Here is a 26,955-nt window from a genome sequence, read left to right on the forward strand (position 1 = left end):
TTCGTCGCTTTCCGCAGATCAACCATTAGGGTATTGCGGGTCTCGCCTTTGACTGTCGGATTCGCTCCGGCTGCTGGGCAAGTTTGATGACCCCGGAGTATGGTTACAAGGAATTCGACGCTACATCCGTCCGCTCGTCGATGGGGCCGCCCAATCAATCCTTGGGCCCGAGCACGAGTAACAGTATTAATCGAGGATTGGCAGCGATGCCGGCACAGGAGCGCTCGATACGAATAGACGAGCGCGCCCCTAGCGGCGATCAACCTCAGCGCCGTCACCGAGAGGCAATGGCTAGGAATACTTCGCCAAACGGGTCGAATCCGCGCGCAGAGGCCCAGCAATGGGATGACGCGGCGGGCTGGGAGCAGGACGAGGCGGCTGGCTATCGCGCGCGCCGGCTGTTGTCGCGTTCGAATTCCCGATTCCATCGTTTCGGCGACAGGCTGGCGGCGCTGCGGCGCTGGCTGAGCGGCGAACGCTGGGTCAAGCGCCTGGCCGTCGTGATCGCCGTGCTGGTGATGATTTTAACCGCCTGCTTCGGCGGGCTATGGTGGCGGCTCGGCGCCGGGCCCATCAATCTCGATGTGGCGACACCCTGGTTGGCGGCCGCGATCGAGGAAAATATCGGCCACGGCAATACGGTGGCAGTCGGCGGCACGCAGATCGAGCGGGCCGGGCGGATTCGAATCGCTGTGCGTATCCGTGACATCGTGGTTCGCGACCGCGATCAGGTCGTCGTCGCGACAGCGCCGAAGGCTGAGGTGAAGCTGTCGGGCACCGCGCTTTTGATGGGTCAGCTGCGCGCTGAAAGCCTCAATCTCGTCGACGCCGAACTTTCGGTGCGCATTACGCCGGACGGGCAGGTGACGGTGTCCACTGGCGACACGGCCAAGCCCCTGGCGACGGGTGTTGCCTCCAAGCGCGACGCCGGTATGGCGCCGACATTCCCGCGCCAGCCGCCCGCACCCGCCCACGGCGCGGCGGCCCCAGATACAACGCAGAGCGGTTTATTGGCCGGCCTCGACTGGCTCGACAGCCTCAGCATGACCGGACTTGACGGGCAGAATCTGAACGAGATCGGGCTCAAGAACGGCAACCTTGTCGTCGACGATCAGCAGCGCGGCAACAAATGGACGTTCGACAATATCAGCCTCAGCATGCGCCGGCCGAGCGGCGGCGGCGTCGCGGTGAGCCTTGGCGAAGAGGGCAAACGCCCATGGTCGCTCAAGGTCGTGGTCGGTCCGCAGCAGAACGGCGTGCGCTCGGTCGATCTTCGCGCCGACAAGGTGCCGGCCGCCAACATCCTGCTGGCGATGCGAGTCAAGGATCTCACCTATGGCGCGGAGCTGCCGCTCTCCGGCGAGCTGAAAGGCGAATTGGGCCGCGATGGTCTGCCGACCTATTTCCGCGGCAAGGTCACGGCAGGTGCCGGGTATCTCATCGACAGCGACACGCCTGACTATCCGATGCCGATCGATTCGGCAGAGATGAGCGTCGAATGGGATGCCGGACGGCGCGTGCTGGTAGCGCCCTTCAAGGTCGTTTCCGGCGCGAACCGGATTACGCTGCTCGGCCATCTCGAACCGCCAAATGGCACCACGACCGAATGGCAGGCCGGTCTTAGCGGCGGCACGATCCTGCTCGCCGGCACCGACAACGAACCGCCGCTGATCTTCAACCGCATCGCGATCGGCATGAAGTTCGACACCGACCGCAAGCGCGTGCTGCTGACCCAGGCTGACATCAGCAACGGCGAGATCGGCATCGCCGGCACCGGCAGCATCGATTATTCGGGCGAGGCGCGCCTCCAGCTCGGTTTCGCGGGTACACCGATGTCGGCATCCGCTTTAAAGCGGATGTGGCCGATCCTGATCGTGCCGGAAGTGCGCGAATGGGTGATCGAGCGGATCGAGCGCGGCACGCTCCAGCGCATCGAGGTCGGCGTCAATTCACCGGTGCGCAACCTGTCGCGCAAGGGACCGCCGATTCCGGACGATGGCCTGGCCGTCAACATCGTGGCTTCGGGAGTCACCGCACGACCGGTTGACGACATGCCCGCGGTCCGCGATGCGGATTTGAAGGCGCGGGTCACCGGGCGAACGGCGACGGTGACGATCGGGCAGGGCATTGCCGACACGCCCGCCGGCCGCAAGATCAACATTTCCGATTTCATCTTCGAAGTGCCTGATATGGCGCCGAAACCGTCGCCATCGCGCGTGAAGTTCAGGGTGGATTGTCCGGTGCCGGCCGCGGCCGAGATTCTGGCTTCTGACCGCATCAGCGATCTCTCCGGCACGCTGATCGATCCGAACGCCAGCAAGGGAATGGTCGCCGCGACCATCACGATGGGCATGCCGGTCAAGGGCTCGATGACCAAGGCCGACACCACCTACACGGCCATCGCCGATCTCAGTGGCTTTGCCGCGGACAAGCTCGTGATGAACCAGAAGCTGGAGGCGAACGCGCTCAAGGTGCTGGCCAATAATGCGGGCTACCAGGTCAAGGGCGACGTCAAGATCAACGGCCAAGCGGCTTCGCTCGATTATCGCAAGCCGAGCGAGGGCGACGCAGATATCCGCTTGCAGGCGACGCTGGATGACGCCAGCCGCGCCCGTCTCGGGATTGATCTCGGATCTGGCGTGAGCGGCTCTATCCCGATCAAGGTGGTCGGCAAGATCGGTGAGAACGACAGCCGCGTCGGCATTGAGGCCGATCTGACCTCGCTGCGACTCGACAACGTCCTGCCCGGTTGGGTCAAGGTGCCCGGCAAGTCGGGCAAGGCGACGTTCAATGTCGTGAAGAAGGAACAGTCGACGCTGTTCCAGGACATCGTGATCGAAGGCGGCGGCGCGTCGATCAAGGGATCGCTCGAAGTCGACCAGAACGGCGACCTCGTGATGGCGAACTTCCCGACCTACGCGCCTTCGGATGGCGACAAGACCACGTTGAAAGCCGAGCGCGGCGCCGACGGCGTTGTCAAGGTGACGATGCGCGGCGACGTGTTCGACGGCCGCGCCTTTCTCAAGTCGGCGATTTCGGGTAAGGACGACCCCAAGAGCAAGTCGAGGAACATCGACCTCGACATCGACGTCAAGCTCGGTGCGGTTGCAGGGTTCAACGGCGAGGCGCTGCGCAGCGTCGACAGCAAGTTTTCCCGCCGCAATGGCATCGTCAAAAACTTTACGCTCTCCGGCAAGGTCGGGCGCGACACGCCCGTGACGGCGGACCTGCGCGGACGCGGGCCGGGACAGGGCCGGGACATCATCATCCTGCAGACCAACGATGCCGGCGCCTTCTTCCGCTTCACCGACATGTATTCCAAGGTGATCGGCGGACAATTGTCGCTCGCCCTGGAGCCGCCGACGGTTGAACCTACCGCGAAGGAAGGTTTGATCAACGTCCGCGACTTCTCCATCAGAGGCGAGGCTTCGCTCGACCGCGTGGCCGCCGGTGGCTCGACCGGCACTCAGAGCGGCGTCTCCTTCTCCGCATTGCGCGCCGAATTCACCCGGCAGAGCGGGCAGCTTGCGATCCGCGATGGCGTCGTGAAAGGACCGCTCATCGGCGCGACTATCGAAGGCAGTATCGATACCGTCGCCAATCAGGTTCGCATGAGCGGCACTTTCGTTCCGATGTATGGGCTGAACAACATGTTCGGCCAAATTCCCGTGCTCGGCCTGTTCCTCGGCGGCGGCAGCAATGAAGGGCTGATCGGCGTGACCTATGAGGTGGTCGGCACGCCTAGCCAGCCCGTGCTGCGCGTCAATCCGATTTCAGCGGTGATGCCCGGTGTGTTGCGGAAGATATTTGAATTCAACACCGGCAAGCAGAACACCAACCCGATCGAATTGCCGCCGAACAATTAGGTAGCTGCAGGCTGCATGGCGTACCTAGCCAGATATCATGGCCGAAGCCGCCCGCGCGACCGAAGCCAAGGTGGCGTTCTGCTGCGCGGCAGAAACGGTGGCGCCGGTCAGATAAGCGGTGATGATGACGGGAGCCTTATTGGGCGGCCAGATCACAGCGACGTCATTGTTGGTGCCTCGGGCACCAGTGCCGGTCTTGTCGCCGACACGCCAGTCTTTCGCAAGACCTGCACGCAGCCGCGTGCCGCCGGTCTTGTTGGCGATTAGCCATGCCGTTAGTTGCTCGCGCGACGGGGCCGACAGCGCCTTGGTTCCAAGAATGAGGGCTTGCAAATTCGACGCCATCGCATTCGGCGTCGTAGTATCGCGAGGATCGTCTGGCAGTGCCTCGTTGAGCGAGGGCTCATCGCGGTCCAACCGCGTGATTGGATCGCCCAGACTTCGTACGAAGGCTGTCAGTCCCGATGGTCCGCCGATGGCTCCGAGCAGCAGGTTGCCGGCCGTATTGTCGCTCAGCGTTACTGCCGCTTCGCAGATTTCAGCGAGCGTCATGCCGTCGCTCACGTGTTTTTCAGTGACAGGCGAGTACGTGACGAGCGCGGAGGCGTCGTAGGTGATGCGCCGCGTCAATTGCTCATTCCCAGAATCCACCCGCGCCAGAATAGCCGCGGCTGCAAGCGCTTTGAACGTGCTGCACATCGGAAAGCGCTCGTCTCCTCGGTGGACATGACGGGCGCCGGTCGCCGTCTCGAAGACGCAGACACCGAGCCGGCCGCCGCTCTCGATTTCCAGGCGCCTGATCTCGTCAATCAGTCGTTGATCTGCGATCGATGCACGCATCGCTTTTGGCCGGACAGTCAAAGCAGTCGCTATCAATGCTGCGCCGAATCCGGACTGGAGCCGTCTTCTCGTGATCACTACGAATCCCTCCTTGCTTGTGGCCGTAAGGTGCCGACAGGTCACAGTCTTGACAAACGATGAGTTCTGCGGGCAGGCATAAGAAAAACTAGGGACAAGAAATGCGGCGCCGATTGAAGCTTTCGCACCTTCCGCTCAACGCGCTACGGGGCCTTTGAAGCAACGGCGCGCCACCTCAGTTTCACCCGCGCCGGCCTTGAACTTCGCGTTACGCAGGCCGCCGTCAGTCAGCACGTGAAAGGGCTGGAAGACCGGCTTGGCGTACAATTGTTTCGCCGGCTACCGCGCGGCGTCGCGCTCACCGATGAAGGACAATCGCTGCTGCCGAGCATTGTCGAGGCCTTCGGTCGGCTCACCGAAACGCTCAATCGTTTTGAGGACGGTCGCTATCAGGACGTCATCACGGTCGGGGTGGTCGGCACGTTCGCGTCGGGATGGCTGCTGCCGCGGCTCGACTCCTTCAGGAAGGCGTATCCCCGGATCGATTTGCGCCTGTTCACCAACAACAATCGCATCGACATCGCGGGCGAAGGACTCGATTACGCGATCAGGTTTGGCGATGGCCATTGGCACGGCACCGAGGCGACCCACTTGATGGGAGCGCCATTTACGGCGTTCTGCGCGCCTTCGCTGGCGCGCCGGCTGAGCCGGCCGGCCGATCTCAAGCGCGAAGTGCTGCTGCGTTCCTACCGGCAGGAGGAGTGGCCGCGCTGGTTTGCCGCGGCCGGACTGCAGAGTCCGGTCCTCAAGGGAATGGTGTTCGATTCGTCCATCACGATCGCGAGCGTGGCGGCACGCGGATTCGGTGTTGCGTTGCTGCCGACAGCTCTGTTTCAGGATGACATACGTCAACGGCGGCTCGTGCGTCCTTTCAAGATCGAAGTGGCACTTGGCGATTATTGGATTACTTCGCTGCACTCGCGGCAGCCATCACCGGCGATGCTCTTGTTCAAGAGCTGGCTGCTTGAAACGATCGCAGCGCAGAAGGTGCCCGCCAAGGCGGCCGAGACTTAGCTATCGCCGCAATGCCGGCACGACCAAAAACGGAATCATCCCCAGCACCACCGCCACGAGCGCGAACGCGATCACGGGGTTGTAGCTGTGGGTCCAGTCGTGGATCAGGCCGCCGGCCCAGGCGCCGAAGCCGGAGCCAAGCCCGCTGCCGATCGAGATCGTGCCGTAAATGGTGCCGACACGCTCGCCGCGAAAGATCTTCATGGCTGTTGCCGTGATCAATGGGCCGCGTGAGCCGATCATGCTGCCGAAGGTCACGATAAAGGCCGCGAGCAGCCAGAAGTTCGGATAGAACTGCAGCAGCCAGAGCAGGATGATGCCTATAATCGAAATGGCGTAGCTGAGTAGCACCGATGGCCGTCGTCCGATCATGGCATCGAGTTGCGTTACCCCGAGCATGCCAAACAGCAGCACGATCCCGGAAAAGCCCCAGGCGGTCGCGGCCTGCAGCGGTGGGAAGCCGGCATCGATCAGATAGGCGACGACCTGCGCCACAAGCGCATACATCCCAACGGCCGTGAAGAAGAAGGTCGCAAACAGCGCCCAGAACGCGTGGTGACGCATCGCGCTCGCCAGCGTCCAGCCGCCATCGGCGAAATCGGGATCGGCCCTTTTCGTGATGTGCGGCGAGCCTGTGGCGAACAGCCGCCATGGCAGGAGCAGCAGCGGCGCCAGCAGACACAGCGCAATGATGCCGAAGGTCTGGTAGGCGCCGCGCCATCCGATATGATCGATCAGGATTTGCGAGACCGGCAGCAAGACCAGCACGCCGGCGCCCGCTGCCGAATAGACGACGGCCATCGCGGTCGGCAGGCGCGGGCCGAACCAGCGGCCGAGCAGGATCGAGTTTGGCACATTGCCGATGAAGGCGATGCCGATTCCGACGCAGAGGCCGATGCTCACCTGGAATTGCCACAGCGCCTGCGCTTGCGAGGCTATCAGGAATGCTCCGCCGAGCAAAAGCAGCCCGAGCGCATAGACGGTTCGTGGGCCATAGTGGTCGAACAGCCGGCCGACGACGGGTGCCGTCAGCCCGCCCGCCAGCCAGGTCAGCGAATAGACGGAGACCACCTGCGCGCGGTCCCAGCTGAAATGCTCCGCGATGGGCTTGAGGAAAACCGTAAAGCTCTCGCCGAGGCCGCGGCCGAGCAACGCCATCGTAAAGCACAGCGCCAGCACGTTGAGCGCCACGCGGGTCGGCTTGAGCCGCCGGGCCGACGCATCTCCCTCTGGCATCTTGTTGTCCATGGCAATGCAGGGAGCGCGTTTCCGCAGCTCCCCGCAAGCATCAAAAAGCGAATGCGCCTATGCGTGCCGAGGCAGATTCTTTGTTTGAGCATGATCTCCGGGCCAACGCTTGCGTTTGTCCCGAGGGAAAGCCGGTGCCCACTTTCCGGATCATGCTCTAGGCCTCAGCAGGACGTGCTTTTTCTTCCCCATGGAAAGTTTGATGACGCCTTCCGGCGTGAGGTCGGATGGCGTCAGCACCATCTTCTCGTCGGTGACGGCGGCGTCGTTGACGCGGAGGCCGCCGCCCTTGATCTGGCGCCGCGCCTCGCCATTCGAGGTGACCAGACCCGCTTTCACGAACAGTCCAACCACACCGGCGCCGGCTTCGAGGTCGCCGCGCGAAACTTCGACGGTGGGCAGGTTCTCGGCGATCGCGCCTTGCTCAAAGGTCTGGCGTGCGGTCTCGGCGGCCGTGTTGGCTGCGTCGCGGCCGTGCAGCAGCGCGGTCGCTTCCGTCGCCAGCACCTTCTTGGCTTCATTGATCTCGCCGCCCCTAAGCGCCGCCAGCTTCTCGATCTCGCTCATCGGCAGGATCGTGAACAGCTTGAGAAACTTGATAACGTCGGCGTCCTCGACGTTGCGCCAGTATTGCCAAAAGTCGTAAGGCGAAAACTGGTCGGCGTTGAGCCACACCGCGCCCTGCGCGGTCTTGCCCATCTTGGCGCCGGACGCGGTCGTCAGCAGCGGCGTCGTCAGCGCGAACAATTGCGGCGTGCCCAGGCGGCGGCCGAGATCGACGCCGTTGACGATGTTGCCCCATTGATCGGAGCCGCCCATCTGCAGGCGGCAGCCGGTGCGCCGCGCCAGCTCGACGAAGTCGTAAGCCTGGGCAACCATGTAGTTGAACTCGATGAAGCTCATCTCCTGCTCGCGCTCGAGCCGGAGGCGCACCGAATCCATGGTCAGCATGCGATTGACCGAGAAATGCCGGCCGATGTCGCGCAGCATTTCGATCCAGTTCAGCTTCGTCAGCCATTCGGCATTGTCGAGCATGATTGCATCGTTTTGCCCGGAGCCATATCGCAGCACCTTCGAGAACACGCCGCGGATCGAGGCCTTGTTGGCCTCAATTTCCTCGATCGAGCGGATCGCGCGCGTCTCATCCTTGCCGGAGGGGTCGCCGACCATGGTAGTGCCGCCGCCCATCAGGGTGATCGGCTTGTTCCCGCTCTGCTGCAGCCAGTACAGCATCATCATCGTGAGGTAATTGCCGATATGGAGCGAGGGCGCCGTGCAGTCGTAGCCGACATAGGCGGTCGCCTGGCCTTTCGCGGCAAGCGCGTCCAGGCCCTCGAAATCGGAGCATTGGTGGATGAAGCCGCGTTCGTCTAAAATGTTCAGGAAATCTGATTTAAATCCGGTCATGGGCGGACTGCTCTGATCATTCTATTTTCACTGTAATTGTAACTGTCTGCGGGAACCATGGCGGAACAGGCTGCCGAAGGCCGGGCGCTGTGGCATTATAAGATGTCCGTGTTTGGCACAAGCTGATCGTCGTCGGCGGGACGAATCGAGCAGGGCGTTGCAGAGGCACGAATTGCCATGATGTTGACGGCACTAGGTCTGATGAGCGGCACCTCGCTTGACGGGGTCGATGTCGCTTTGATCGAGACCGACGGCCGCCGGGTGAATGCCCTAGGTCCGTCCGGCTACCGTCCCTATACAGATGCAGAGCGTGGCCTGCTGCGGCAGGCGCTGTACGAGGCCGCCGATCTGCCGGATCGCGCGGCGCGGCCTGGCTGCCTGCGCGAGGCCGAGCGGATCGTCACGACCGCACATGCCGAGGCGGTGGCCGCCTTTACCGCGCAAAACCGGATGCGGTTCGACGACATCGATATTGTCGGCTTTCACGGCCAGACCGTGCTGCACCGGCCCGAGAAAAAGCTCACTGTCCAGATCGGCGATGCGGCTACGCTCGCCAAGCTGATCCACATTCCGGTCATGTACGATTTCCGTGCCGCAGATGTCGAAGCGGGCGGGCAGGGCGCGCCCTTCGTGCCGGTCTATCACCGCGCACTCGCCCAGTCGCTGGATTGGGAGGGGCCGACCGTCGTGGTCAATATCGGCGGCGTCGCCAACATTACCTATATCGATGGCGACACCCTGATCGCCTGCGACACGGGGCCGGGCAATGCCCTGCTCGACGACCACATGTTCCGCCGCCTGAACCAGCGCTTCGACACCGATGGCCGCATCGCGTCGCTGGGCAAGGTCGATGCGGCCTGGATCGCCCGCGCGCTGGAGATGCCGTTCTTTTCGATGCCCCCGCCGAAATCGCTCGATCGCAACGATTTTGCGGGGCTAAAGCTCGGCGATATGCCACCCGAGGACGGCGCGGCGACGCTAACGGCGTTTACGGCGGCGGCGATCGCCCGGGTGGTGCCGCTGCTGCCGAAGGAGCCCAAGAACTGGATCGTGGCCGGGGGCGGCGCCCGCAACCTGACCATGCTGCGGATGCTGCGGGAATGCCTGGCGCCTGCGACCGTCCGAGCAGCAGATACGCTGGGCTGGGCGTCCGACGCCATCGAGGCGCAGGCCTTCGGATTCCTGGCGGCACGCGGCCTGAAAGGCCTGCCGCTCAGCTACCCCGCCACCACGGGTGTGCCGATCCCGATGACCGGCGGCATCATCGCGCGGCCCTAGTTCAGATGCCCGTCGGCGGTGCACCGCGGGCTCAAGCACAAAATATCGAAAACAACCCCATGCAAAGTAGGAATGGGGCGCCTGTTTGCGCCACCCACGCCCGCTGGAGTCCAGGGTGCGCGACGGCACGCACACGCCTTGTTGTTCGACTACGGCAGGCGGGCCGGTTGACAGATTAATGCATCTGCATCTAAATTAAATGCAGATGCATTGATTGGAGGATTCCATGGCCGCCGCCCTGAAACTGATCAGCCACAAGCTTTGTCCCTATGTGCAGCGCGCAGTGATCGCGCTGAACGAAAAAGGCATTCCGTTCGAGCGGATCGACATCGATCTCGCCAACAAACCGGACTGGTTCCTGAAGATATCGCCGCTCGGCAAGGTGCCGGTGCTGGTGGTGAGGGGCGATGACGGCAGGGAGGTGGCGCTGTTCGAGAGCAACGTGATCTGCGAGTACATCGAGGAAACGCAAGGCGGCGCGAAGCTGCATCCGCAGGATGCGCTGGCGCGAGCGCAGCACCGCGCATGGATGGAATTCGGCTCAACGATCCTGAGCGAATTGTGGGGTCTGGAGACGACGGGCGATCCCGCGGTTTTTGAAAGCAAACGGCAGGCGATCGCCGCGAAGTTCGCGCGTGTCGAGGAGGCGCTAGGCGCAGGCCCGTATTTTGCGGGAGAGAAGTTCAGCCTGGTGGATGCGGTGTTCGCGCCGATCTTCCGCTATTTCGACGTGTTCGATCAATTGACCGATCTGTCCGTCTTCGCGGATACGCCGAAGGTGCGTGCATGGCGAAAGGCGCTGGCGCAGCGGTCGAGCGTGCGCACGGCGGTTGGCGCGGACTATCCGCAATTGCTCCACGCGTTCCTGGTGCGCCACAACGCGCATATGCTGAAGCTGGCGGCGTAGCACGGCGATGGGATCGTCACGCTTGAAGCTGGCGCCGTCGCGAAATTGTAGGATGGGTGGAGCGAAGCGATACCCATCGATATCGCGCACGGTATGATGGGTTTCGCGAAGGGCTCAACCCATCCTACGTAACGGCCCGATTGTGGCTCACCGGACGTTGGCGAGCCGCATATCGAGATAACCGGTCACCGTCTCCATCAGCGGCTCCAGCTTGCCGTCGAAGAAATGGTTGGCGCCGGGAATGATCTGCTGATCGATCACGATGCCCTTTTGCGTCTTCAGCTTCTCGACGAGCGTGTTGACGTCCTTCGGCGGCACCACCGCATCCTTTTCGCCATGCACGATCAGGCCCGATGACGGGCAGGGTGCGAGGAAGGAGAAGTCGTAGAGGTTGGCGGGCGGCGCGATCGAGATGAAGCCTTCCACCTCGGGCCGGCGCATCAGAAGCTGCATGCCGATCCATGCGCCGAACGAGAAGCCCGCAACCCAGCAGGCGCGCGCTTCGGGATTGATGGTCTGCGCCCAGTCGAGCGCGGAGGCGGCATCGGACAATTCGCCGGTGCCGTGATCGAACGAGCCTTGGCTGCGGCCAACACCACGGAAATTGAATCGCAGCACCGAGAAGCCGCGATGCGCAAACGCGTAGTAGCACTGGTAGACGATCTGGTGATTCATCGTGCCGTGAAACTGCGGATGCGGATGCAGGATCATCGCGATCGGCGCGTTCTTCTGCTTGGCCGGATGATAACGGCCTTCAAGACGGCCCGCGGGGCCGGTGAAAATGACTTCAGGCATTGTAGTTCCTGGGCAACGGATGTGATCCGGCGAAGAGAATGTCATCTGGCGTCGCTGGGCGATGCGCGAACGACGCTTCTGTGAACCGGTGCGGCCTTCTAGCATGAGGCGAGGGGCAAAAAGCAAGCATCTTGAACATCTCGGAGGCGGTTCAAGGCGTTAGCCTGCGATTGTAGGAGACGGGGCGATCCCTAATTGCCATAAGACGTCTGGCGCTGGAGCTCCGCGAGGAGCGCAGTAGCTATTAGCGAGTATAGGTAATATTTTACTGAAATGCCCGAGCGGATTTATCTCGACTGGAATGCGACGACGCCGCTTCGTCCCGAGGCGAGGCAGGCGATGGCGGCCGCTTGGGACATGGCCGGCAATCCGTCATCGGTCCATGCCGAAGGGCGCCAGGCGCGCCGACTGGTCGAGGACGCGCGCGCCGCGGTCGCATCTGCCGTTGGCGGCCGTCCGCAGGATGTGGTGTTCACATCCAGCGGGACGGAGGCGAACGCACTGGCATTGACGCCCGGTTTGCGGAAAGGCGCGGGACGGCCGGTCCGGCGGCTGCTGGTCTCGGCCATCGAGCATACGTCGGTGCTATCGGGTGGGCGTTTCTCGCCAGATGCTATCGCGAGCATCGAAGTCACCGGATCTGGCTTGGTCGACGTCCAACGTTTGCGTGCATTGCTGGCCGACGGGCCGCCGGCACTTGTCTCGGTCATGTTGGCCAATAACGAGACGGGTGCTGTTCAACCGGTCGGCGAGGTTGCTGAGATGGTGCATCAAGCAGGCGGGCTGCTGCACGTCGATGCGATCCAGGCGCTAGGAAAAATACCTTTTGATATCAAGTCGCTGGATGCCGATCTGATCACGCTATCTGCGCACAAGATCGGCGGCCCCAAGGGCGTCGGAGCACTCGTTCTCGCTGAAGAGGTGCAGGGGTTAGAGCCACTGCTGCGCGGCGGCGGACAGGAGCTCGGGCGTCGGGCCGGCACTGAGAATGTCGCCGGCATTGCGGCCTTCGGTGCGGCTACCGCTGCCGCGTTGGCCGCGCTGGCGGGGGATGCCCCGCGGCTCCAGGCTTTGCGCGAGCGGCTTGAGAAGGGTTTGATGCAAACCCCTGGCATGATTGTATTTTCCAACGACGTGCAGCGGTTGCCTAATACCACGCTGTTCACGGTTCCCGGGCTGAAGGCCGAAACCGCCGTAATCGGCTTCGATCTCGGCGGGATCGCGGTGTCCTCGGGTTCCGCCTGCTCCTCCGGCAAGGTTCAGCCGTCGCACGTCTTGGCCGCCATGGGGGTGGGCAGGGATCTGGCCCAGGGAGCGGTGCGGCTCAGTCTGGGCTGGTCTACCTCTGAGACAGACATAGATTTGGCCCTGCAGGCTTGGCGAAAGCTTTCCGATGCCTTACTTAGAGGGGGACGAAACACGGCTTGAACCGTTCTAAGCGCGTTTCGTTACACCTCGAATTCGACTTTTAGATTGTTCCACCGCGGTCCTTGAAACCGCGAGCGGAGGATGGAATGCCAGCCGTACAAGAGACGGTCGAGCGCGTCAGGCGCATCGACGTCGACCAGTATCGATATGGGTTTGAGACTCTTATCGAGTCCGAGAAGGCGCCCAAGGGCCTCTCGGAAGAGACCGTCCGCTTCATTTCCGCGAAGAAAAACGAACCCGCCTGGATGCTGGAATGGCGCCTGGAGGCCTATCGCCGCTGGCTGACCATGACCGAGCCGACCTGGGCGCGCGTCAATTACCCGAAGATCGACTACCAGGACATTCACTATTACGCGGCGCCCAAGCCCAAGAAGACGCTGTCGTCGATTGATGAGATCGACCCCGAAATCCTCAAGACTTACGAGAAGCTCGGGATCCCGCTGCGCGAAGTCGCCATTCTCGAAGGCGTCGAGCCGCAGCCCGGTGGTGAGCCGTCGGCCAACCGTAAGATTGCGGTCGACGCCGTGTTCGACTCGGTTTCGGTAGCGACCACGTTCCAGAAGGAACTGAAGGCGGCCGGCGTGATCTTCATGCCGATCTCGGAGGCGATCCGCGAGCATCCTGAGCTGGTGAAGCAGTATCTCGGGTCGGTGGTGCCGACCTCGGACAATTTCTTCGCGACGCTGAATTCGGCGGTGTTCTCAGACGGCTCGTTCGTCTACGTGCCGCCGGGCGTGCGCTGTCCGATGGAGCTGTCGACCTACTTCCGTATCAACGAGCGCAACACCGGCCAGTTCGAGCGCACGCTGATCATCGCCGATAAGGGCTCCTACGTCAGCTATCTCGAAGGCTGCACCGCGCCGCAGCGTGACGAGAACCAGCTCCATGCCGCCGTGGTCGAACTCGTCGCCCTCGATGACGCCGAGATCAAGTACTCGACGGTGCAGAACTGGTACCCCGGCAATGCCGAAGGCGTCGGCGGCATCTACAACTTCGTCACCAAGCGTGGCGACTGCCGCGGTAACCACTCGAAGATCTCCTGGACCCAGGTCGAGACCGGGTCGGCGATCACCTGGAAATATCCGAGCTGCATCCTGCGCGGCGACAATTCGCGCGGCGAGTTCTACTCGATCGCGATCTCGAACGGTCACCAGCAGGTCGATAGCGGCACCAAGATGCTCCATCTCGGCAAGAACACGTCGAGCCGCATCATCTCCAAGGGTATCGCGGCCGGTAAATCGCAGAACACCTATCGCGGCCTCGTCACGGCGCATCGCAAGGCGACCGGCGCGCGCAACTATACCGCCTGCGACTCGCTCCTGATCGGCGATAAGTGTGGTGCGCATACCGTGCCTTACGTCGAGGCGAAGAATTCCTCGGCGACGTTCGAGCACGAAGCGACGACGTCGAAGATTTCCGAAGACGTGCTGTTCTACTGCACCCAGCGCGGCCTCAGCCAGGAAGAAGCCGTCGGCCTCGTCGTCAACGGCTTCGTAAAGGACGTGCTGCAGCAGCTGCCGATGGAGTTCGCAGTTGAGGCGCAGAAGCTGATCTCGATCTCGCTGGAAGGCAGCGTGGGATGATCGCGCCTGATATCAGCGAGATGCGCACGCTGCTACCGATCTTGAACGAGATCGACGAAACCGGTTTGTCGCGGCTCGACCGTTCAGAGTGGTTCCGGCCAAGCGCCGCGCAGGCGCGCCGCCTTGAGGCCGCCGCCGACACGATGGGTGTCTATCTGATGACCTATCGGGCGAACTGCCGCGCGGGCGTCGGCGACGGACTTTGCAATTTGATCGCAGCGGCCAAGCTCGATGCGGTCGAGCTTGATGAGATCGCAAATCTCGAAAACGCGTGCCCAGACGCCGCGATAGTCGCCTACGAGCGCCCGATCCGGCTGCGCCGGTAAACGAATTTCGACAAGGGAAGGCCATGTCATTACTCGAAGTGAAAGATCTGAAGGTCCGCGTTGAGGATAACGAAATTCTCCACGGACTGACGCTCACGGTGAACCCGGGCGAAGTGCACGCGATCATGGGGCCGAACGGCTCCGGCAAGTCGACGTTGTCACACGTCATCGCCGGCAAGCCGGGCTATGAAGTCACCGACGGGCAGATCCTGTTCAGGGGCGAGGACCTCCTGGAAATGGAGCCGGACGAGCGCGCTGCGAAGGGCGTGTTCCTGGCCTTCCAGTACCCGGTCGAAATCCCCGGCGTCACCACCTGGAATTTCCTGCACACCGCGTTGAACGCCCAGCGCAAGGCGCGCGGCGAAAGCCAGCTTTCGTCTCCGGAGTTTCTCAAGAAGGTCCGCGAGGTCGCAAAGTCGCTCAACATCCCGCAGGACATGCTCAAGCGCGGCGTCAATGTCGGCTTCTCCGGCGGTGAGAAGAAGCGCAACGAGATCTTGCAGATGGCGCTGTTCGAGCCGGCTGTCTGCATCCTCGATGAAATGGATTCCGGCCTCGATATCGACGCGCTCAGGATCGCGGCCGATGGCGTCAATGCGCTGCGCTCGCCCGACCGCGCCATGGTGGTCATCACGCACTACCAGCGTCTGCTCAACTACATCATCCCCGACTTCGTGCACGTGATGTCGAAGGGCAGGGTGGTAAAAAGCGGCGGCAAGGATCTGGCGCTGGAGCTCGAGGCTTCAGGCTACACCCAGTTCGAAGACGCGGCCTGACGCAAAGCGGATTTGTGATGAACCTGGTTTTGGCAAAGAACGAGACGGGACGCGCGCTGAGCGACAGCTTTGCGATCGCGCGTGACCGGCTGCCCGGTGCCGGCAAGGTGGCAGAGGCGCGAAGCGCTGCCTTCGACGCCTACGAACGCACAGGCCTGCCGCATCGCCGGATTGAAGACTGGAAGTATACCGATCTCCGCGCGCTGATGCGCGAAGTGCTGCCGCTGGCCGATGCGCCGGATGCTGCTGCGCTGAAACGCGCTGCCGCGGCCGTAAAGCTGCAGGCGATCAAGGGTGCTCGCGCGCTCGTCCTCGTGGACGGCGTGTTCGTACCAAAGCTTTCCGAAGTCGGAGGCCTGGAGAAAGGCCTTACCATTCGCACGTTGCGGGATGTGCTGGAAACCGGCGATGCGACGTTGCAGGCGCAGCTCTTCTCGCCGGACAACGACAATCCGATGATAGCGCTCAACAGCGCGATGATAACCGATGGCGTGGTGATCGAGATCGCCAATGGCGTCGTGCTGAAGCAGCCGCTGCAGATCATTCATGTCGCGAGCACGCCCGCGGCTGTGGCGATGTATACGCGTTCGCTGCTGCGTCTTGGCAGGGATGCCGGTGCGACGCTGGTTGAAAGCTACGTTGCGGCCAATGGGGCCAAGACCTATCAGGCCCATGATTCCTTGGTTGTCGCGATCGGCGACAATTCGCGGCTCGATCATATTCGATTGGTCGAAGACAGCCGTGACGCCTTCAACATTTCCTCCGCCGTGGTGACGCTGGGCGCGCATGCGCATTTCAACACCTTCGGCATGACTTCGGGCGCTGCCGTCAGCCGCTACCAGGCGACGATTACGTTCGCCGGAGAGCATTCCGGGGTCGAGACCAATGGCGTCAATCTGCTCAATGGCCGCCAGCACGCCGACACGACGCTATTCATGGATCACGCAGTGCCGCACTGCACCAGCCGCGAGGTGTTCCGCGCCGTGGTCGATGACCGCGGCCACTCGGTGTTCCAGGGCCGCATCATCGTGCGTCCCGACGCGCAGAAGACCGACGCCAAGATGATGACGCGGGCGCTGCTGCTCTCCGACGAGGCCGAGGCGAACAACAAACCGGAACTCGAAATCTTTGCTGACGACGTCACCTGCGGCCATGGCGCGACCACCGGCGCGCTCGACGAGAGCCTGTTGTTCTATATGCGCGCCCGCGGTCTTCCCGAGAAGGAAGCCCAGGCGCTGCTGATCCAGGCGTTCGTTGGCGAGGCCATTGAATCGATCGCTAGTGACGATCTGCGTGAAGTCGCGATTGCGGCGGCGCGGCGTTGGCTGGAGGCTCGGGCATGACGCAGCATCCAGCGGTCAAGAATGGCGCCTACGACGTCCACCGTGTGCGGGAGGATTTTCCCGCGCTGGCGATGAAGATCTATGGCAAACCGCTGGTCTATCTCGACAACGCCGCGTCCGCGCAGAAGCCCACTGCCGTGCTCGACCGCATGACGGAAGCTTACACAAGCGAATACGCCAACGTGCATCGCGGTCTGCACTACCTCGCAAATGCCGCGACGGAGGCTTACGAGGGCGCCCGTGGCAAGGTGGCGAAATTCGTCAATGCAAGGCGAAGCGAAGAAATCATCTTCACGCGCAATGTCACCGAGGCGATCAATCTCGTGGCATCGTCCTGGGGCGAGCCCAGTATCAAGCAGGGCGACGAAATCGTGCTTTCCATTATGGAGCACCACTCCAACATCGTGCCCTGGCACTTCCTGCGCGAGCGCCATGGCGCCGTGATCAAATGGGCGCCGGTCGACGACGACGGCAATTTCCTGATCGAGGAATTCGAGAAGCTGCTGACGCCGCGTACCAAGCTTGTCGCGGTCACCCAGATGTCGAACGCGCTTGGCACCTTCGTCCCGGTCAAGGAGGTCGTGAAACTCGCCCATGACCGCGGCATTGCGGTGCTGGTCGACGGCGCGCAAGGCGCGGTGCATCTGCCGATTGACGTGCAGGACCTCGATTGCGATTTCTATGCTTTCACCGGCCACAAGATCTATGGTCCGACCGGGATCGGGGCGCTCTACGCCAAGCATGAGCACTTGGTAGCGATGCGGCCCTATAATGGCGGCGGCGAGATGATCCGCGAGGTGGCAAAGGATTGGGTCACCTATGGTGACCCGCCGCACAAGTTCGAGGCAGGGACACCGCCGATCGTCGAGGCGATCGGTCTGGGCGCTGCGATCGACTACGTCAACTCGGTCGGCAAGGAGCGCATCGCCGCGCATGAGCATGACCTGCTTTCCTACGCGCAAGAGCGCCTGCGGGAGATCAATTCGCTGCGGTTGTTTGGCACTGCTCGCAACAAGGGCCCCGTGATCTCCTTCGAGATGAAGGGCGCTCACGCCCACGACGTCGCAACGGTGATTGACCGGCAGGGCATTGCGGTGCGGGCCGGCACGCATTGCGTGATGCCGCTTTTAGAGCGGTTCAATGTCACAGCCACCTGCCGTGCATCGTTCGGCATGTATAATACCCGGGAAGAAGTCGACCATCTGGCACAGGCGCTGATCAAAGCGCGGGATTTGTTCGCATGAGTGATACGGCCGAAGTCAAAACTGCCAATATGGAAACCAATTCGGCGCTGCCGCCGGAAGAGACCGAGCGGCTGGGCACGGAAATTGTCGCCGCGCTGAAGACGGTGTTCGACCCTGAAATCCCGGCCGACATTTATGAGCTCGGCCTGATCTACAAGGTCGACCTCAAGGACGATCGCAGCGTCGACGTGACGATGACGCTGACCACGCCGAACTGCCCGGCGGCCGGCGAGCTTCCGACCATGGTGGAGAATGCGATCGCCAGCGTTCCCGGCGTCGGCGTCGTCAATGTGAATCTGGTCTGGGATCCGGCCTGGACGCCGGATCGGATGTCCGACGAGGCGCGCCTCGTCCTCAACATGTGGTGAAGGGACCCGTTGCCGAATCTGTCCGGTGTCATCGAGACCGCACTCTACGTTGATGACCTCGACCGCGCCCGCGCGTTTTACGAGAAGGTGCTTGGGCTGGAAGCGCTGACGGCTGATTCGCGGTTTGTTGCTTTCGATGTCGGCGGCCGGAGCGTGCTGCTGCTGTTTCTGCGCGGTTCGACACCTGAGACGATCAAGCTTCCCGGCGGCACCATTCCGCCGCACGACGGCAGCGGCCCTATTCACATGGCCATTGCCATTCCGGCGGCCGAACTGCCCGCCTGGGAAAAGTCGCTGGGCGAGCATGATGTCGCGATCGAAGGCAGGACGGATTGGCCGCGCGGCGGCAAGAGCATCTATTTCCGTGATCCGGACAACCATCTGCTGGAGCTGGCGACGCCGGGAATCTGGAAGATTTACTAGGGGAGCTGCTTTTAAGCGTTTCGACAGGTTCTGACCCATCTTCACGATGGGAGACCTTCACAGCGGGAATTTCGTTGTTATTTTAATGTTATGATAGTTCGCCTTCACGAGGCGATCCGGAGATCGACTGCAATGGATACCACCGTCCAGCCCAAGCCGAAGCCGAGGCCCCGGCCGCAGGTCATGAAACTGACCGAGGCGGCGGCTGCGCGGATCACAGAGCTGACCAGGCGCGCCGATTCCGAGATCGTCGGTTTGCGAGTCGGCATCAAGAATGGCGGCTGCGCCGGGCAATCCTACACGGTGGAATATGCCCATGAGATTCGCCCGACCGACGAAGTGGTCGAGGACAAGGGCGTCAAGATCCTGGTCGATCCCAAGGCGGTGCTGTTCCTTCTCGGTACCGAGATGGATTACAAGGCCGACAAGCTGCAGGCCCAGTTCATCTTCAACAATCCGAACCAGGTCTCTGCCTGTGGCTGCGGCGAGTCGGTGCAGCTGACGCCGGCGAAGGTTTGATTTCCCGTCCTTCCGGCTCGGTGGCTGTCTCTGGCAGCGTGCGCATTCTCATCTGAACGTCGCGCAGCAGCGCGACCAGCGCGTCGTCCACGGACGTATCTCCCTCCGGTGCCAGCAGCGTGATTCCCCAGCGCGCCAGCAGCGCCTCCTGCACCGGGTTCGGCGAGGGCATGAACACGAAGGAGCGCGGGCGATCTTCCTTGCGGCCTGACTTCTCCCATATTTCCCAGATTCGGTGCAGCAACAGGCGGATGTTTGGGTCCGACATGCTGTAACCGATGAACAGGATCGTACGCCCAAGCGCGTCCGCACGGAACTTGATGTCGAGCGGGGAATCGAACGACAGCCGGTCAAAAAAATCCGTCTCCGTCAGGACGAGCGAGGCATCATCATCGAAGTCGCCGTGAAACTTGATGATCTGGGTGACGCCCTCCGGCGCGTCGGCAATTTCCTTGGCGTTGGTGATCTTCGCATAAGGTTTGTGATGTATCTCGAATGCGGTCTCGAGGTTGCTGTCGTAGTTGGTGGTGTAGATGGCCGGGAAATCGAGCTCCACGATCAGGCGATGCACTTCCGACGCTGATACACGGTCGCAGGCGACCTTCCAGTTTCGATCGAGCCAGCTACGCAGCGGACCGATGCTTCCCTGCTTCAGCCGGTAATATTCCGCCAGCATCTGATAGCTCTCATGCGTGTCCTCGATCACGCTGCGATCGAGCTTGAGCTCATCAAGCAAGTGCTCGATCAGCGTCTGCCACGAGGGCAGTCCGACGGACATCGAAACGCCGGCCCCGACGAACAGAATGGCATGGCGCTCCCGGATCGCTCGGGCCAGAACGTCTCGCGGAGACGACCGAATTTGTTCGCTCCCTTTCGAATATTTCATGGCTTATCAATGGGCCCCGGAATGTTCCGTTCCTAATGGTTCCGCGCTATCACTTGCCGGAACTGAGCCTTGGGCGAGCGACACAGTGATGGATCGCGATTTCCTCATCGACCTGTTTGCCGATTTCGGCCCGGTCACCATCCGCCGGATGTTTTCGGGCTACGGTATTTCCGCCGACGGCACCAACTTTGCGCTCTCGCTGCGCGCCGGCCTCTACTTCCGCGCCGATGACCAGACCATCCCGCAATTCGAAGCGGAAGGCTCGAAGCCGTTTCAATACCAGACGCGGACCAAGACGGTCACCGTGAACTCGTATTGGCAATTGCCGGCCCGCCTGTTCGACGATTCCGAAGAGCTCGCCACGTGGGCGAGGGCGGCATTGGCCGCGGCGCAGCGCGCGGCTCTGCGCAAGCGGCCGAAGGCGCGCAAGGCAGCGAAGCCGAAGGTTTCGAAGGTTGCAGGCCGGCCGGCCGCGAAACGGAAGACCACCGGGACGAGTAAGGCGCGGCGGACGAAGAAAGCTTCGCGCAGGTAATTCGGCTCAGGCCACCTGGCCGCGAGTCTCCTCGGCGTATTCAGGATCGACTTCGCAAATCACGCGGTTGCGGCCATTGCGCTTGGCGACGTAGAGACAGCAATCGGCGCGTTCGATCAGTGAATCCGTATCATCCTCCGGCTTGAGCATGGCCACGCCGACCGAGATGGTGACACGGCCGAGAATCTCGCCGGTCGATTTTTTCTTCAATTCCTTGGCCATCACCGCGCGGCGGATGTGATCGGCGACCGTCAGCGCCTGGCGCAGTCCCGTATTCGGCAGCACGACCGCAAACTCCTCGCCGCCGTAGCGGGCGGTGATGTCCTGGCCCTTGATGGTCTGCTTCAACGACTGTGCGACCAGCCGCAGCACCTGGTCGCCGGTGAGATGGCCGTAGGAATCGTTGAACGATTTGAAGTGGTCGATGTCGAACATCAGCAGCGATAGCGGCTCGCCATTTGCCAGCGCCGTTCGCACCGCCATCTCGATCGAACGGTCGAAATATTTGCGGTTACCCAATCCGGTCAGCGGGTCGGTCAGGCTCTCGGCGCGGATCGCTTCGAGGCTGTGCTGGAGATTGCTGATCTCGGTCTTCGATAGCGCGAGCCGGTTTTCGAGGGCCTTGTTGGTCTCCTGCATTTCGCGGGTGGATTTCATCAGACCGTCGATGACCGCGTTGATCTGCTCGCGGCTCTTTGCATTCCGGAGTTTCTCGTTCGCGCCGCTCAGCTTGGAGTCGTAACTCTGCGACATACTGAGCGCTTCGCTGATGAGCGCAATCACATCGTCGATTTCGCCGATCACCCGCGCGCCGACTTTGTCGATGCGGTCGGAGGCTTTGATATGGGAGAGATAGGTCTCGTAGATCTGTTCGAGATCGGACTCGCTGAGCTTGCCGTTGCGCGCCAGCGTCTCGTTGATGATCTTGTTGAGGGGGGCGTTGTATCCAGTCGCGTACACGTACCAGATTTCATAGTTGCGCGGGACGGCGGTCTGTCGGAGGGATCTGATCTGGCCCAGCGCAACTTCGGCGAACGCCATCGTGCGTTCGTGTTCGTCCAGCAGCTTGCCCACTGATCCGTCCCCAATATCCGAGCGAGCGCGGCTCGTTGCCCTGCAGCAATGATTAAATTATCGCTGCCAAGTTAACGAAAGGGGATGAACGGCCGGTAAATGCTTCCGGCCTTCGCGATCTTCTATCAGACGCGGGCGCGAACGGGCCGCAGCAGGAATGCGGGAAGGTGCGAGTGATCAGCGGGTTCCGATTCGGTCTCGCGCTGAGCGCGCCGCGGTTCGGGCCGGCCGATTGACGGTACCCGAGCGGTCGCGGCTGGCGCCTGCGAACCGCCGTTGCGGCTTCCACCCTTGGCATGCCGCGGCTCGTGATCGGGAGATCTGGCATGTTCCTTGGCATGGCGTGGCTCGCGTTCGCGCCGCTTGCGTCGGCCGCGTGAACCTTCCCGGGACCCTTCGCGCGCGCGATGTTCGCGCGGCTGCTCGCTCTCCTCGGACTGTTCCGAGTGCACGGTGTAATCGCCTTCGGCAGGCGGAATGGTTTTTCCGATCAGGCGTTCGATCGCAGCGATCGATTTGCTGTCGAGCGGCGTGACAATCGAGATCGCGGTGCCGTTACGGCCGGCGCGCCCGGTGCGGCCGATGCGATGCACGTAATCGTCGGCGTGGTGCGGCACATCGAAATTGAAGACGTGGCTGACGGCCGGAATGTCGAGGCCGCGGGCGGCGACGTCGGAGGCCACGAGGAGCGGAATCTCGCCCTTGCGGAATTGATCGAGCGCTGCGGTGCGCGCCGACTGGTCCATGTCGCCATGCAGCGCGCCTACGCTGAAGCCGTGCTTCTGCAGCGACTTGTGAACGATCGCAACCTCGCGCTTGCGGTTGCAGAAGATGATCGCGTTGTTGAGATCCTTGGCGTCGCGGAGCAGGCGGCGGAGCAGTTCGCGCTTCTCGTGTGGCTCGCGGCCGCCATTCACCTTGAACTGGGACACGCCGGTCGCTGTCGTCGCCGGCTTTGAGACTTCGATACGCTCGGGATTGTGCAGGAAGGTTTCGCTGATGCGGCTGATTTCCGGCGGCATCGTCGCGGTGAAGAACAGGGTCTGGCGCGTGAACGGCACCAGCTTGCAGATGCGTTCGATGTCGGGGATGAAGCCCATGTCCAGCATGCGGTCGGCTTCATCGATCACCAGCAGTTCGACGCCGGTGAGCAGGAGACCGCCGCGCTCGGTGTGGTCGAGCAGACGGCCGGGGGTTGCGATCAGGACGTCGACGCCGCGCGTCAGCTTACTGTCCTGATCGCCAAAGGAGACGCCGCCGATCAGAAGCGCGACGTTGAGTTTCTGGCCGGCACCATATTTGTCGAAATTCTCTTTGACCTGGGCGGCGAGTTCGCGGGTCGGTTCGAGGATCAGGGTGCGGGGCATTCGGGCCCGGGCGCGGCCCTTTTCCAGAAGTGTGAGCATGGGCAGGACGAAGGCGGCGGTCTTGCCGGTGCCGGTCTGGGCGATGCCGAGGACGTCGCGGCGGGCCAGAACGTGCGGAATTGCCTGTTCCTGGATGGGGGTAGGGGTGGTGTACCCGGTGGCCGCAACTGCGGCGAGGACCTTATCTGAAAGGCCGAGATTGGAAAAAGACATTGAGCCTCTAGTCGACACCGCCGTTCGGAATCGAAGGTAAAAAGGCTGTCGCGTTTTGCCCCGAAACGGCGCGCTTTTGAAAAGCTGGGGGCTCTGACTTACGCAGACGAGCGGCAAACGAGGAATCGCGCTTCGATCCAGGGCCGCGTTGAGCGCGAACATAGGGTCGAAATCGCCAAAGTCAATCTTGGAACCTCTATTGAAGCCGAAAAAGCTTAATGTTTTCGCACAAATAACAGCAAAACCGCGGATTGATCGTCAATCTGGGTCGCCGCCTTGCTATCAATCGGGGCGGTTGAACCGCGGGCTTGGGGATGCCGACTATGGCATGAAGCGGCTATGCACGGCCCGAATCAGGACCATTCGTGCACTCGGGGATTTCGATGAAGGGTTGGCTTTCCAGACTGCTCGCGGTGACGAGCCTCGCAACGTGCATCGCGGTCTTTGCCGCGCCCGCTTACGGCGAAAAGCGCGTGGCGCTGGTGGTCGGCAACAACGACTACCGGAACGTGCCCAAGCTGCAGAAAGCGGTCAACGACGCGCGCACCATGGGCGATACGCTCAAGCAGCTCGGCTTTACGGTGATGGTGGCGGAGAACCAGAACCGGCAGGCGTTCAGCCAGACGCTGCTGGCCTTCGACAAGGCAGTCGATGCCGGCGACACCGCGTTCTTCTTCTATGCCGGCCACGGCTTCGAAATCGCCGGCCAGAATTTCCTGCTGCCGACCGACGTGCCGGCGGCGACCGAAGGACAGGAAGAACTGGTGCGCGACGCCTCGATCCTCGCGGACCGCATCATCGAGCGGCTGCAGAACCGCAAGGTGCGCACTGCAATCCTGGTGTTCGATGCCTGCCGCAATAATCCGTTCGAACGTCCTGGCACACGTGCGGTCGCCGGCGGCGGCGGCCTTGCGCCGATGACGCAATTACCGGAGGGCGTGTTCTCGATCTTCTCGGCGGGACCGCGGCAGACCGCGCTCGATCGGCTCTCCAACGAAGACGCCAACCCCAATTCGGTGTTCACGCGCACGTTCGCCAAGGAGATTACGCAGCCTGGCGTGAACCTGGTCCAGGTCGCGCAGCGCACGCGGCGCGCGGTCAGCGAACTCGCGGAGACCGTCCGTCACAAGCAGATCCCGGTCTATTTCGATCAGATGGTCGACGACGTGTTCCTGAACGGCATGGCCAAGGGGCAGGCTGAGGTGGCGGCGAAGCCCGCCGAGCCGCAGCAGCAGCTCGCGGCGCTGTCGCCGGTGCAGCGCCTGCAGCCGCAGAAGGAATCCCTGAATGCGCCGATCGCGTCGTTCTCGCGTCACAATGGCGGCTGGACGGTCGTATTCTCGTTTGCCGATCCGACGCTCGGCATTTCCTGGCGACTCGGCGAGACCGGCGACTTCCGCGAGACCGGCTTCATCGATACGCTCGATCCGCGCACCCGCAAGCGGATGCCCAACCCTTCGATCGAGCTTCCGGCCGATGCGCCGGCCGGCAACATCCAGGTGCGCTATGTCGACACCAATGGCGAGTTGCAGGGGCCGTTCCCGATCCGGTTCGATCCGGAGGCCGCACTGATCCGCGACCAGCGCAAGATCCTCGACATGACCGCGACGAGCTGGCTGTCGTTCCGCGAATACAACGGCCTGCTTGTCTATTACACGCACCTGATGTCGTACCGCTGCGCGATCCGCGAAGTGCGCGTCGGCATCGACAGTGCAGTGCCGGACAAGGTTCTGAAAATGCCGCCCTGCGATCCCCGTGATCCCAGCGTCATCCCGCACGACGCCAGCCCCTATCTGAAGCTCGCGCCCACGACGAGGTCGGTCTCGGTGGAATTGACCTATCGCGACGGCAGCGTCTCCGAGATCAAGAGTTTTCGGCGGTAGTAGTACGCACCGCGTCATTGCGACCCGCTGGCTCGCAATGATGCGTACATAGCGACGTAAATTCGATCGTTATCTCCCGCGCATGCGGAGGATCCGGTACGCCGCGGCAGCGAGTTTTGCCCTGCATTTGCATTGCCGATCCTTGGCGGATCGTCGATCCTGGCGGTCGGACAAGCAGCGACAGGAGCCTGCGATGAAAGTGCGCTGTTGCATCGTCGGCGGCGGGCCGGCTGGCATGATGCTCGGATATCTCTTCGGACGCGCCGGCATCGATGTCGTCGTGCTGGAGAAGCACGCCGACTTCTTTCGCGACTTCCGCGGCGATACCGTGCATCCCTCGACGCTGCAGGTGATGGACGAGCTTGGGCTGATCGAGGGATTCCTGAAGCTGCCGCATCAGCGCCTGCAGAAAATGGAGGGGCTGTTCGGCGGAGATAAAGTGCGGATTGCCGATCTCAGCCGGCTCAACGTCAAATATCCGTTCATCGCCTTCATGCCGCAGTGGGACTTTCTCAACTTCCTGCGCGAGAGCGGCAAACGGTTCGCCTCGCTCAAGGTGATGATGTCAACGGAAGCGATCGATCTGCTTCGCGATGGCGAGCGCGTCACGGGCGTGAAGGCGAGAACACCTGATGGCGTGATCGACATCGAGGCCGATCTGACTGTTGCTTGTGACGGCCGCCATTCGCTGCTGCGCGAGCGCGCTGGCCTTTCGGTCGAGGAAGTCGGTGCGCCGATGGACGTGCTGTGGTTTCGCGCCGGCAAGCGGGAGGACGAAAACGAAAGCCTGTTTGCACGCGTCGACCCCGGCAAGATGATGGTGACTTTCGATCGCGGCGACTACTGGCAATGCGCATTCGTCATTCCCAAAGGGCAGTATGAGGCCGTGAAGGCGAGGGGATTGCCTGCGCTGCTTGACGATGTCGGGCGGATGGCGCCGATCCTGAAACCGGGGCTGTCTGAAGTGAAGAGCTGGGATGACGTGAAGCTGCTGACGGTTGCGATCAATCGGTTGAAACGCTGGACGCGTGAGGGGCTGCTCTGCATCGGCGATGCCGCGCATGCGATGTCGCCGATGGGCGGCGTCGGCGTCAACCTCGCGGTGCAGGATGCGTTGGCGACCGCCAACCTGCTTGCCGCGAAGCTGGCGCAAGGATGTCCGTCGGAGAACGAGCTCGACTCCGTCCGAAGGCGCCGCGAATTCCCGGTGAAGATGACACAGCGGATGCAGGTGATCGCGCAGGACAACATCGTCAGCGCCGCGCTCAAGCCCGGCAATCATGCGCTGAAGGCTCCGCTCGTCATGCGCCTCATAACCGCGATCCCCTGGCTGCAGGGCATCACGGCGCGATTTGTGGGGCTCGGCGTGCGGCCCGAACATGTGCAACTTGGCCGTTGATCTGGCGGCTAATACCTGGTATTATGATACCTAGATCGGGCAATTTATACAACCGGTTCCATCTAATCGGCTCACATTGCTCGTAACTGTAGCAAGCAGGTGACAGTCAAAAGGCGGGAATCCGGTTACCTTGACGTCAGATTTGGACGCAGAGC

Annotated in this window: 22 protein-coding genes and 1 pseudogene; 16 read left to right on the plus strand and 7 right to left on the minus strand. The window is 62.3% G+C overall.

The window, feature by feature from the left end; all coding sequences use genetic code 11:
• The first annotated feature begins 206 nt into the window (after positions 1 to 206).
• Positions 207 to 3,866 (plus strand): DUF3971 domain-containing protein, encoded by a 3,660-nt coding sequence (locus J6524_RS01760; protein WP_225668532.1) that lies wholly within the window; start codon positions 207 to 209, stop codon positions 3,864 to 3,866.
• A gap of 24 nt (positions 3,867 to 3,890) precedes the next feature.
• Here J6524_RS01760 and bla read toward each other — a convergent pair whose 3' ends face one another.
• Positions 3,891 to 4,784, minus strand: a complete 894-nt coding sequence (bla, locus tag J6524_RS01765) for a class A beta-lactamase (protein ID WP_376711965.1) — start codon at positions 4,782 to 4,784, stop codon at positions 3,891 to 3,893.
• 113 nt (positions 4,785 to 4,897) lie between these two features.
• Between bla and J6524_RS01770 the strand changes: the two are divergent.
• Positions 4,898 to 5,798 (plus strand): annotated as a pseudogene (locus tag J6524_RS01770) (LysR family transcriptional regulator).
• On the opposite strand, the gene J6524_RS01775 reads toward J6524_RS01770, so the two are convergent.
• Together J6524_RS01775 and tyrS are read right to left on the minus strand one after the other, a co-directional pair.
• Positions 5,799 to 7,034, minus strand: coding sequence for an MFS transporter (locus J6524_RS01775; RefSeq protein ID WP_225668535.1), 1,236 nt, complete (start codon positions 7,032 to 7,034; stop codon positions 5,799 to 5,801). It abuts the pseudogene before it with no gap.
• Between the two features lie 162 nt (positions 7,035 to 7,196).
• Entirely contained in the window at positions 7,197 to 8,453 is a 1,257-nt protein-coding gene (tyrS, locus tag J6524_RS01780; RefSeq protein ID WP_225668536.1) for a tyrosine--tRNA ligase, read from the minus strand.
• 177 nt (positions 8,454 to 8,630) lie between these two features.
• Between tyrS and J6524_RS01785 the strand changes: the two genes are divergently transcribed.
• The gene (locus J6524_RS01785; RefSeq protein ID WP_225668537.1) at positions 8,631 to 9,731 is read left to right on the plus strand and encodes an anhydro-N-acetylmuramic acid kinase; all 1,101 of its coding nucleotides are present in this window, start codon (positions 8,631 to 8,633) and stop codon (positions 9,729 to 9,731) included.
• A gap of 226 nt (positions 9,732 to 9,957) precedes the next feature.
• A complete protein-coding gene (locus J6524_RS01790; protein WP_225668538.1) occupies positions 9,958 to 10,638 on the plus strand; it encodes a glutathione S-transferase family protein in 681 nt (226 codons plus the stop codon).
• Positions 10,639 to 10,785: 147 nt separating this feature from the next.
• Here the strand turns inward: J6524_RS01790 and J6524_RS01795 are convergent, their stop codons facing one another.
• Complete coding sequence (locus J6524_RS01795; RefSeq protein WP_025589847.1) at positions 10,786 to 11,433, minus strand: alpha/beta hydrolase; 648 nt, start codon at positions 11,431 to 11,433, stop codon at positions 10,786 to 10,788.
• A gap of 273 nt (positions 11,434 to 11,706) precedes the next feature.
• Between J6524_RS01795 and J6524_RS01800 the strand changes: the two genes are divergently transcribed.
• The 9 genes from J6524_RS01800 to J6524_RS01840 all read left to right on the plus strand — a co-directional run bounded on the left by J6524_RS01800 (position 11,707) and on the right by J6524_RS01840 (position 19,443).
• A complete protein-coding gene (locus J6524_RS01800; RefSeq protein ID WP_225668539.1) occupies positions 11,707 to 12,861 on the plus strand; it encodes a cysteine desulfurase family protein in 1,155 nt (384 codons plus the stop codon).
• Between the two features lie 86 nt (positions 12,862 to 12,947).
• Entirely contained in the window at positions 12,948 to 14,444 is a 1,497-nt protein-coding gene (sufB, locus tag J6524_RS01805) for a Fe-S cluster assembly protein SufB (protein ID WP_225668540.1), read from the plus strand.
• Positions 14,441 to 14,770 carry a hypothetical protein gene (locus tag J6524_RS01810; RefSeq protein WP_225668541.1) on the plus strand — a complete coding sequence of 110 codons (330 nt, stop codon included), beginning with the start codon at positions 14,441 to 14,443 and terminating at the stop codon, positions 14,768 to 14,770. The genes sufB and J6524_RS01810 overlap by 4 nt, the downstream gene beginning before the upstream one ends.
• Positions 14,771 to 14,793: 23 nt before the next feature.
• Positions 14,794 to 15,546 carry a Fe-S cluster assembly ATPase SufC gene (gene sufC, locus J6524_RS01815; RefSeq protein ID WP_225668542.1) on the plus strand — a complete coding sequence of 251 codons (753 nt, stop codon included), beginning with the start codon at positions 14,794 to 14,796 and terminating at the stop codon, positions 15,544 to 15,546.
• A gap of 17 nt (positions 15,547 to 15,563) precedes the next feature.
• Complete coding sequence (sufD, locus tag J6524_RS01820) at positions 15,564 to 16,889, plus strand: Fe-S cluster assembly protein SufD (RefSeq protein WP_225668543.1); 1,326 nt, start codon at positions 15,564 to 15,566, stop codon at positions 16,887 to 16,889.
• Positions 16,886 to 18,133 carry a cysteine desulfurase gene (locus J6524_RS01825; protein ID WP_225668545.1) on the plus strand — a complete coding sequence of 416 codons (1,248 nt, stop codon included), beginning with the start codon at positions 16,886 to 16,888 and terminating at the stop codon, positions 18,131 to 18,133. Before sufD ends, J6524_RS01825 begins: the two co-directional genes overlap by 4 nt.
• Complete coding sequence (locus J6524_RS01830; protein ID WP_028346267.1) at positions 18,130 to 18,501, plus strand: SUF system Fe-S cluster assembly protein; 372 nt, start codon at positions 18,130 to 18,132, stop codon at positions 18,499 to 18,501. Before J6524_RS01825 ends, J6524_RS01830 begins: the two co-directional genes overlap by 4 nt.
• A gap of 9 nt (positions 18,502 to 18,510) precedes the next feature.
• Positions 18,511 to 18,924 carry a VOC family protein gene (locus J6524_RS01835; protein WP_225668547.1) on the plus strand — a complete coding sequence of 138 codons (414 nt, stop codon included), beginning with the start codon at positions 18,511 to 18,513 and terminating at the stop codon, positions 18,922 to 18,924.
• Between the two features lie 132 nt (positions 18,925 to 19,056).
• Complete coding sequence (locus J6524_RS01840) at positions 19,057 to 19,443, plus strand: HesB/IscA family protein (RefSeq protein ID WP_225668548.1); 387 nt, start codon at positions 19,057 to 19,059, stop codon at positions 19,441 to 19,443.
• Here J6524_RS01840 and J6524_RS01845 read toward each other — a convergent pair.
• Positions 19,373 to 20,329, minus strand: a complete 957-nt coding sequence (locus J6524_RS01845) for an SIR2 family NAD-dependent protein deacylase (RefSeq protein ID WP_225668550.1) — start codon at positions 20,327 to 20,329, stop codon at positions 19,373 to 19,375. The genes J6524_RS01840 and J6524_RS01845 overlap by 71 nt on opposite strands.
• An 88-nt stretch (positions 20,330 to 20,417) precedes the next feature.
• Between J6524_RS01845 and J6524_RS01850 the strand changes: the two genes are divergently transcribed.
• Positions 20,418 to 20,864, plus strand: coding sequence for a TfoX/Sxy family protein (locus J6524_RS01850; RefSeq protein WP_225669305.1), 447 nt, complete (start codon positions 20,418 to 20,420; stop codon positions 20,862 to 20,864).
• Positions 20,865 to 20,870: 6 nt separating this feature from the next.
• Here J6524_RS01850 and J6524_RS01855 read toward each other — a convergent pair whose 3' ends face one another.
• On the minus strand, positions 20,871 to 21,938 hold the full coding sequence (locus J6524_RS01855; RefSeq protein ID WP_225668552.1) for a GGDEF domain-containing protein: 1,068 nt from the start codon (positions 21,936 to 21,938) through the stop codon (positions 20,871 to 20,873).
• A gap of 125 nt (positions 21,939 to 22,063) precedes the next feature.
• Positions 22,064 to 23,518: a DEAD/DEAH box helicase gene (locus J6524_RS01860; protein WP_225668554.1), complete on the minus strand. Its 1,455-nt coding sequence runs from the start codon at positions 23,516 to 23,518 to the stop codon at positions 22,064 to 22,066.
• A 383-nt stretch (positions 23,519 to 23,901) separates the two neighbouring features.
• Here J6524_RS01860 and J6524_RS01865 point away from each other — a divergent pair, with 383 nt between their 5' ends.
• Both J6524_RS01865 and J6524_RS01870 read left to right on the plus strand, forming a co-directional pair.
• Positions 23,902 to 25,401, plus strand: a complete 1,500-nt coding sequence (locus tag J6524_RS01865) for a caspase family protein (protein WP_225668556.1) — start codon at positions 23,902 to 23,904, stop codon at positions 25,399 to 25,401.
• Positions 25,402 to 25,594: 193 nt separating this feature from the next.
• Positions 25,595 to 26,800, plus strand: a complete 1,206-nt coding sequence (locus J6524_RS01870; RefSeq protein WP_225668558.1) for an FAD-dependent oxidoreductase — start codon at positions 25,595 to 25,597, stop codon at positions 26,798 to 26,800.
• The last annotated feature ends 155 nt before the right edge of the window (positions 26,801 to 26,955 follow it).

This window comes from Bradyrhizobium hereditatis (assembly GCF_020329435.1).
Lineage (GTDB): Bacteria > Pseudomonadota > Alphaproteobacteria > Rhizobiales > Xanthobacteraceae > Bradyrhizobium > Bradyrhizobium hereditatis.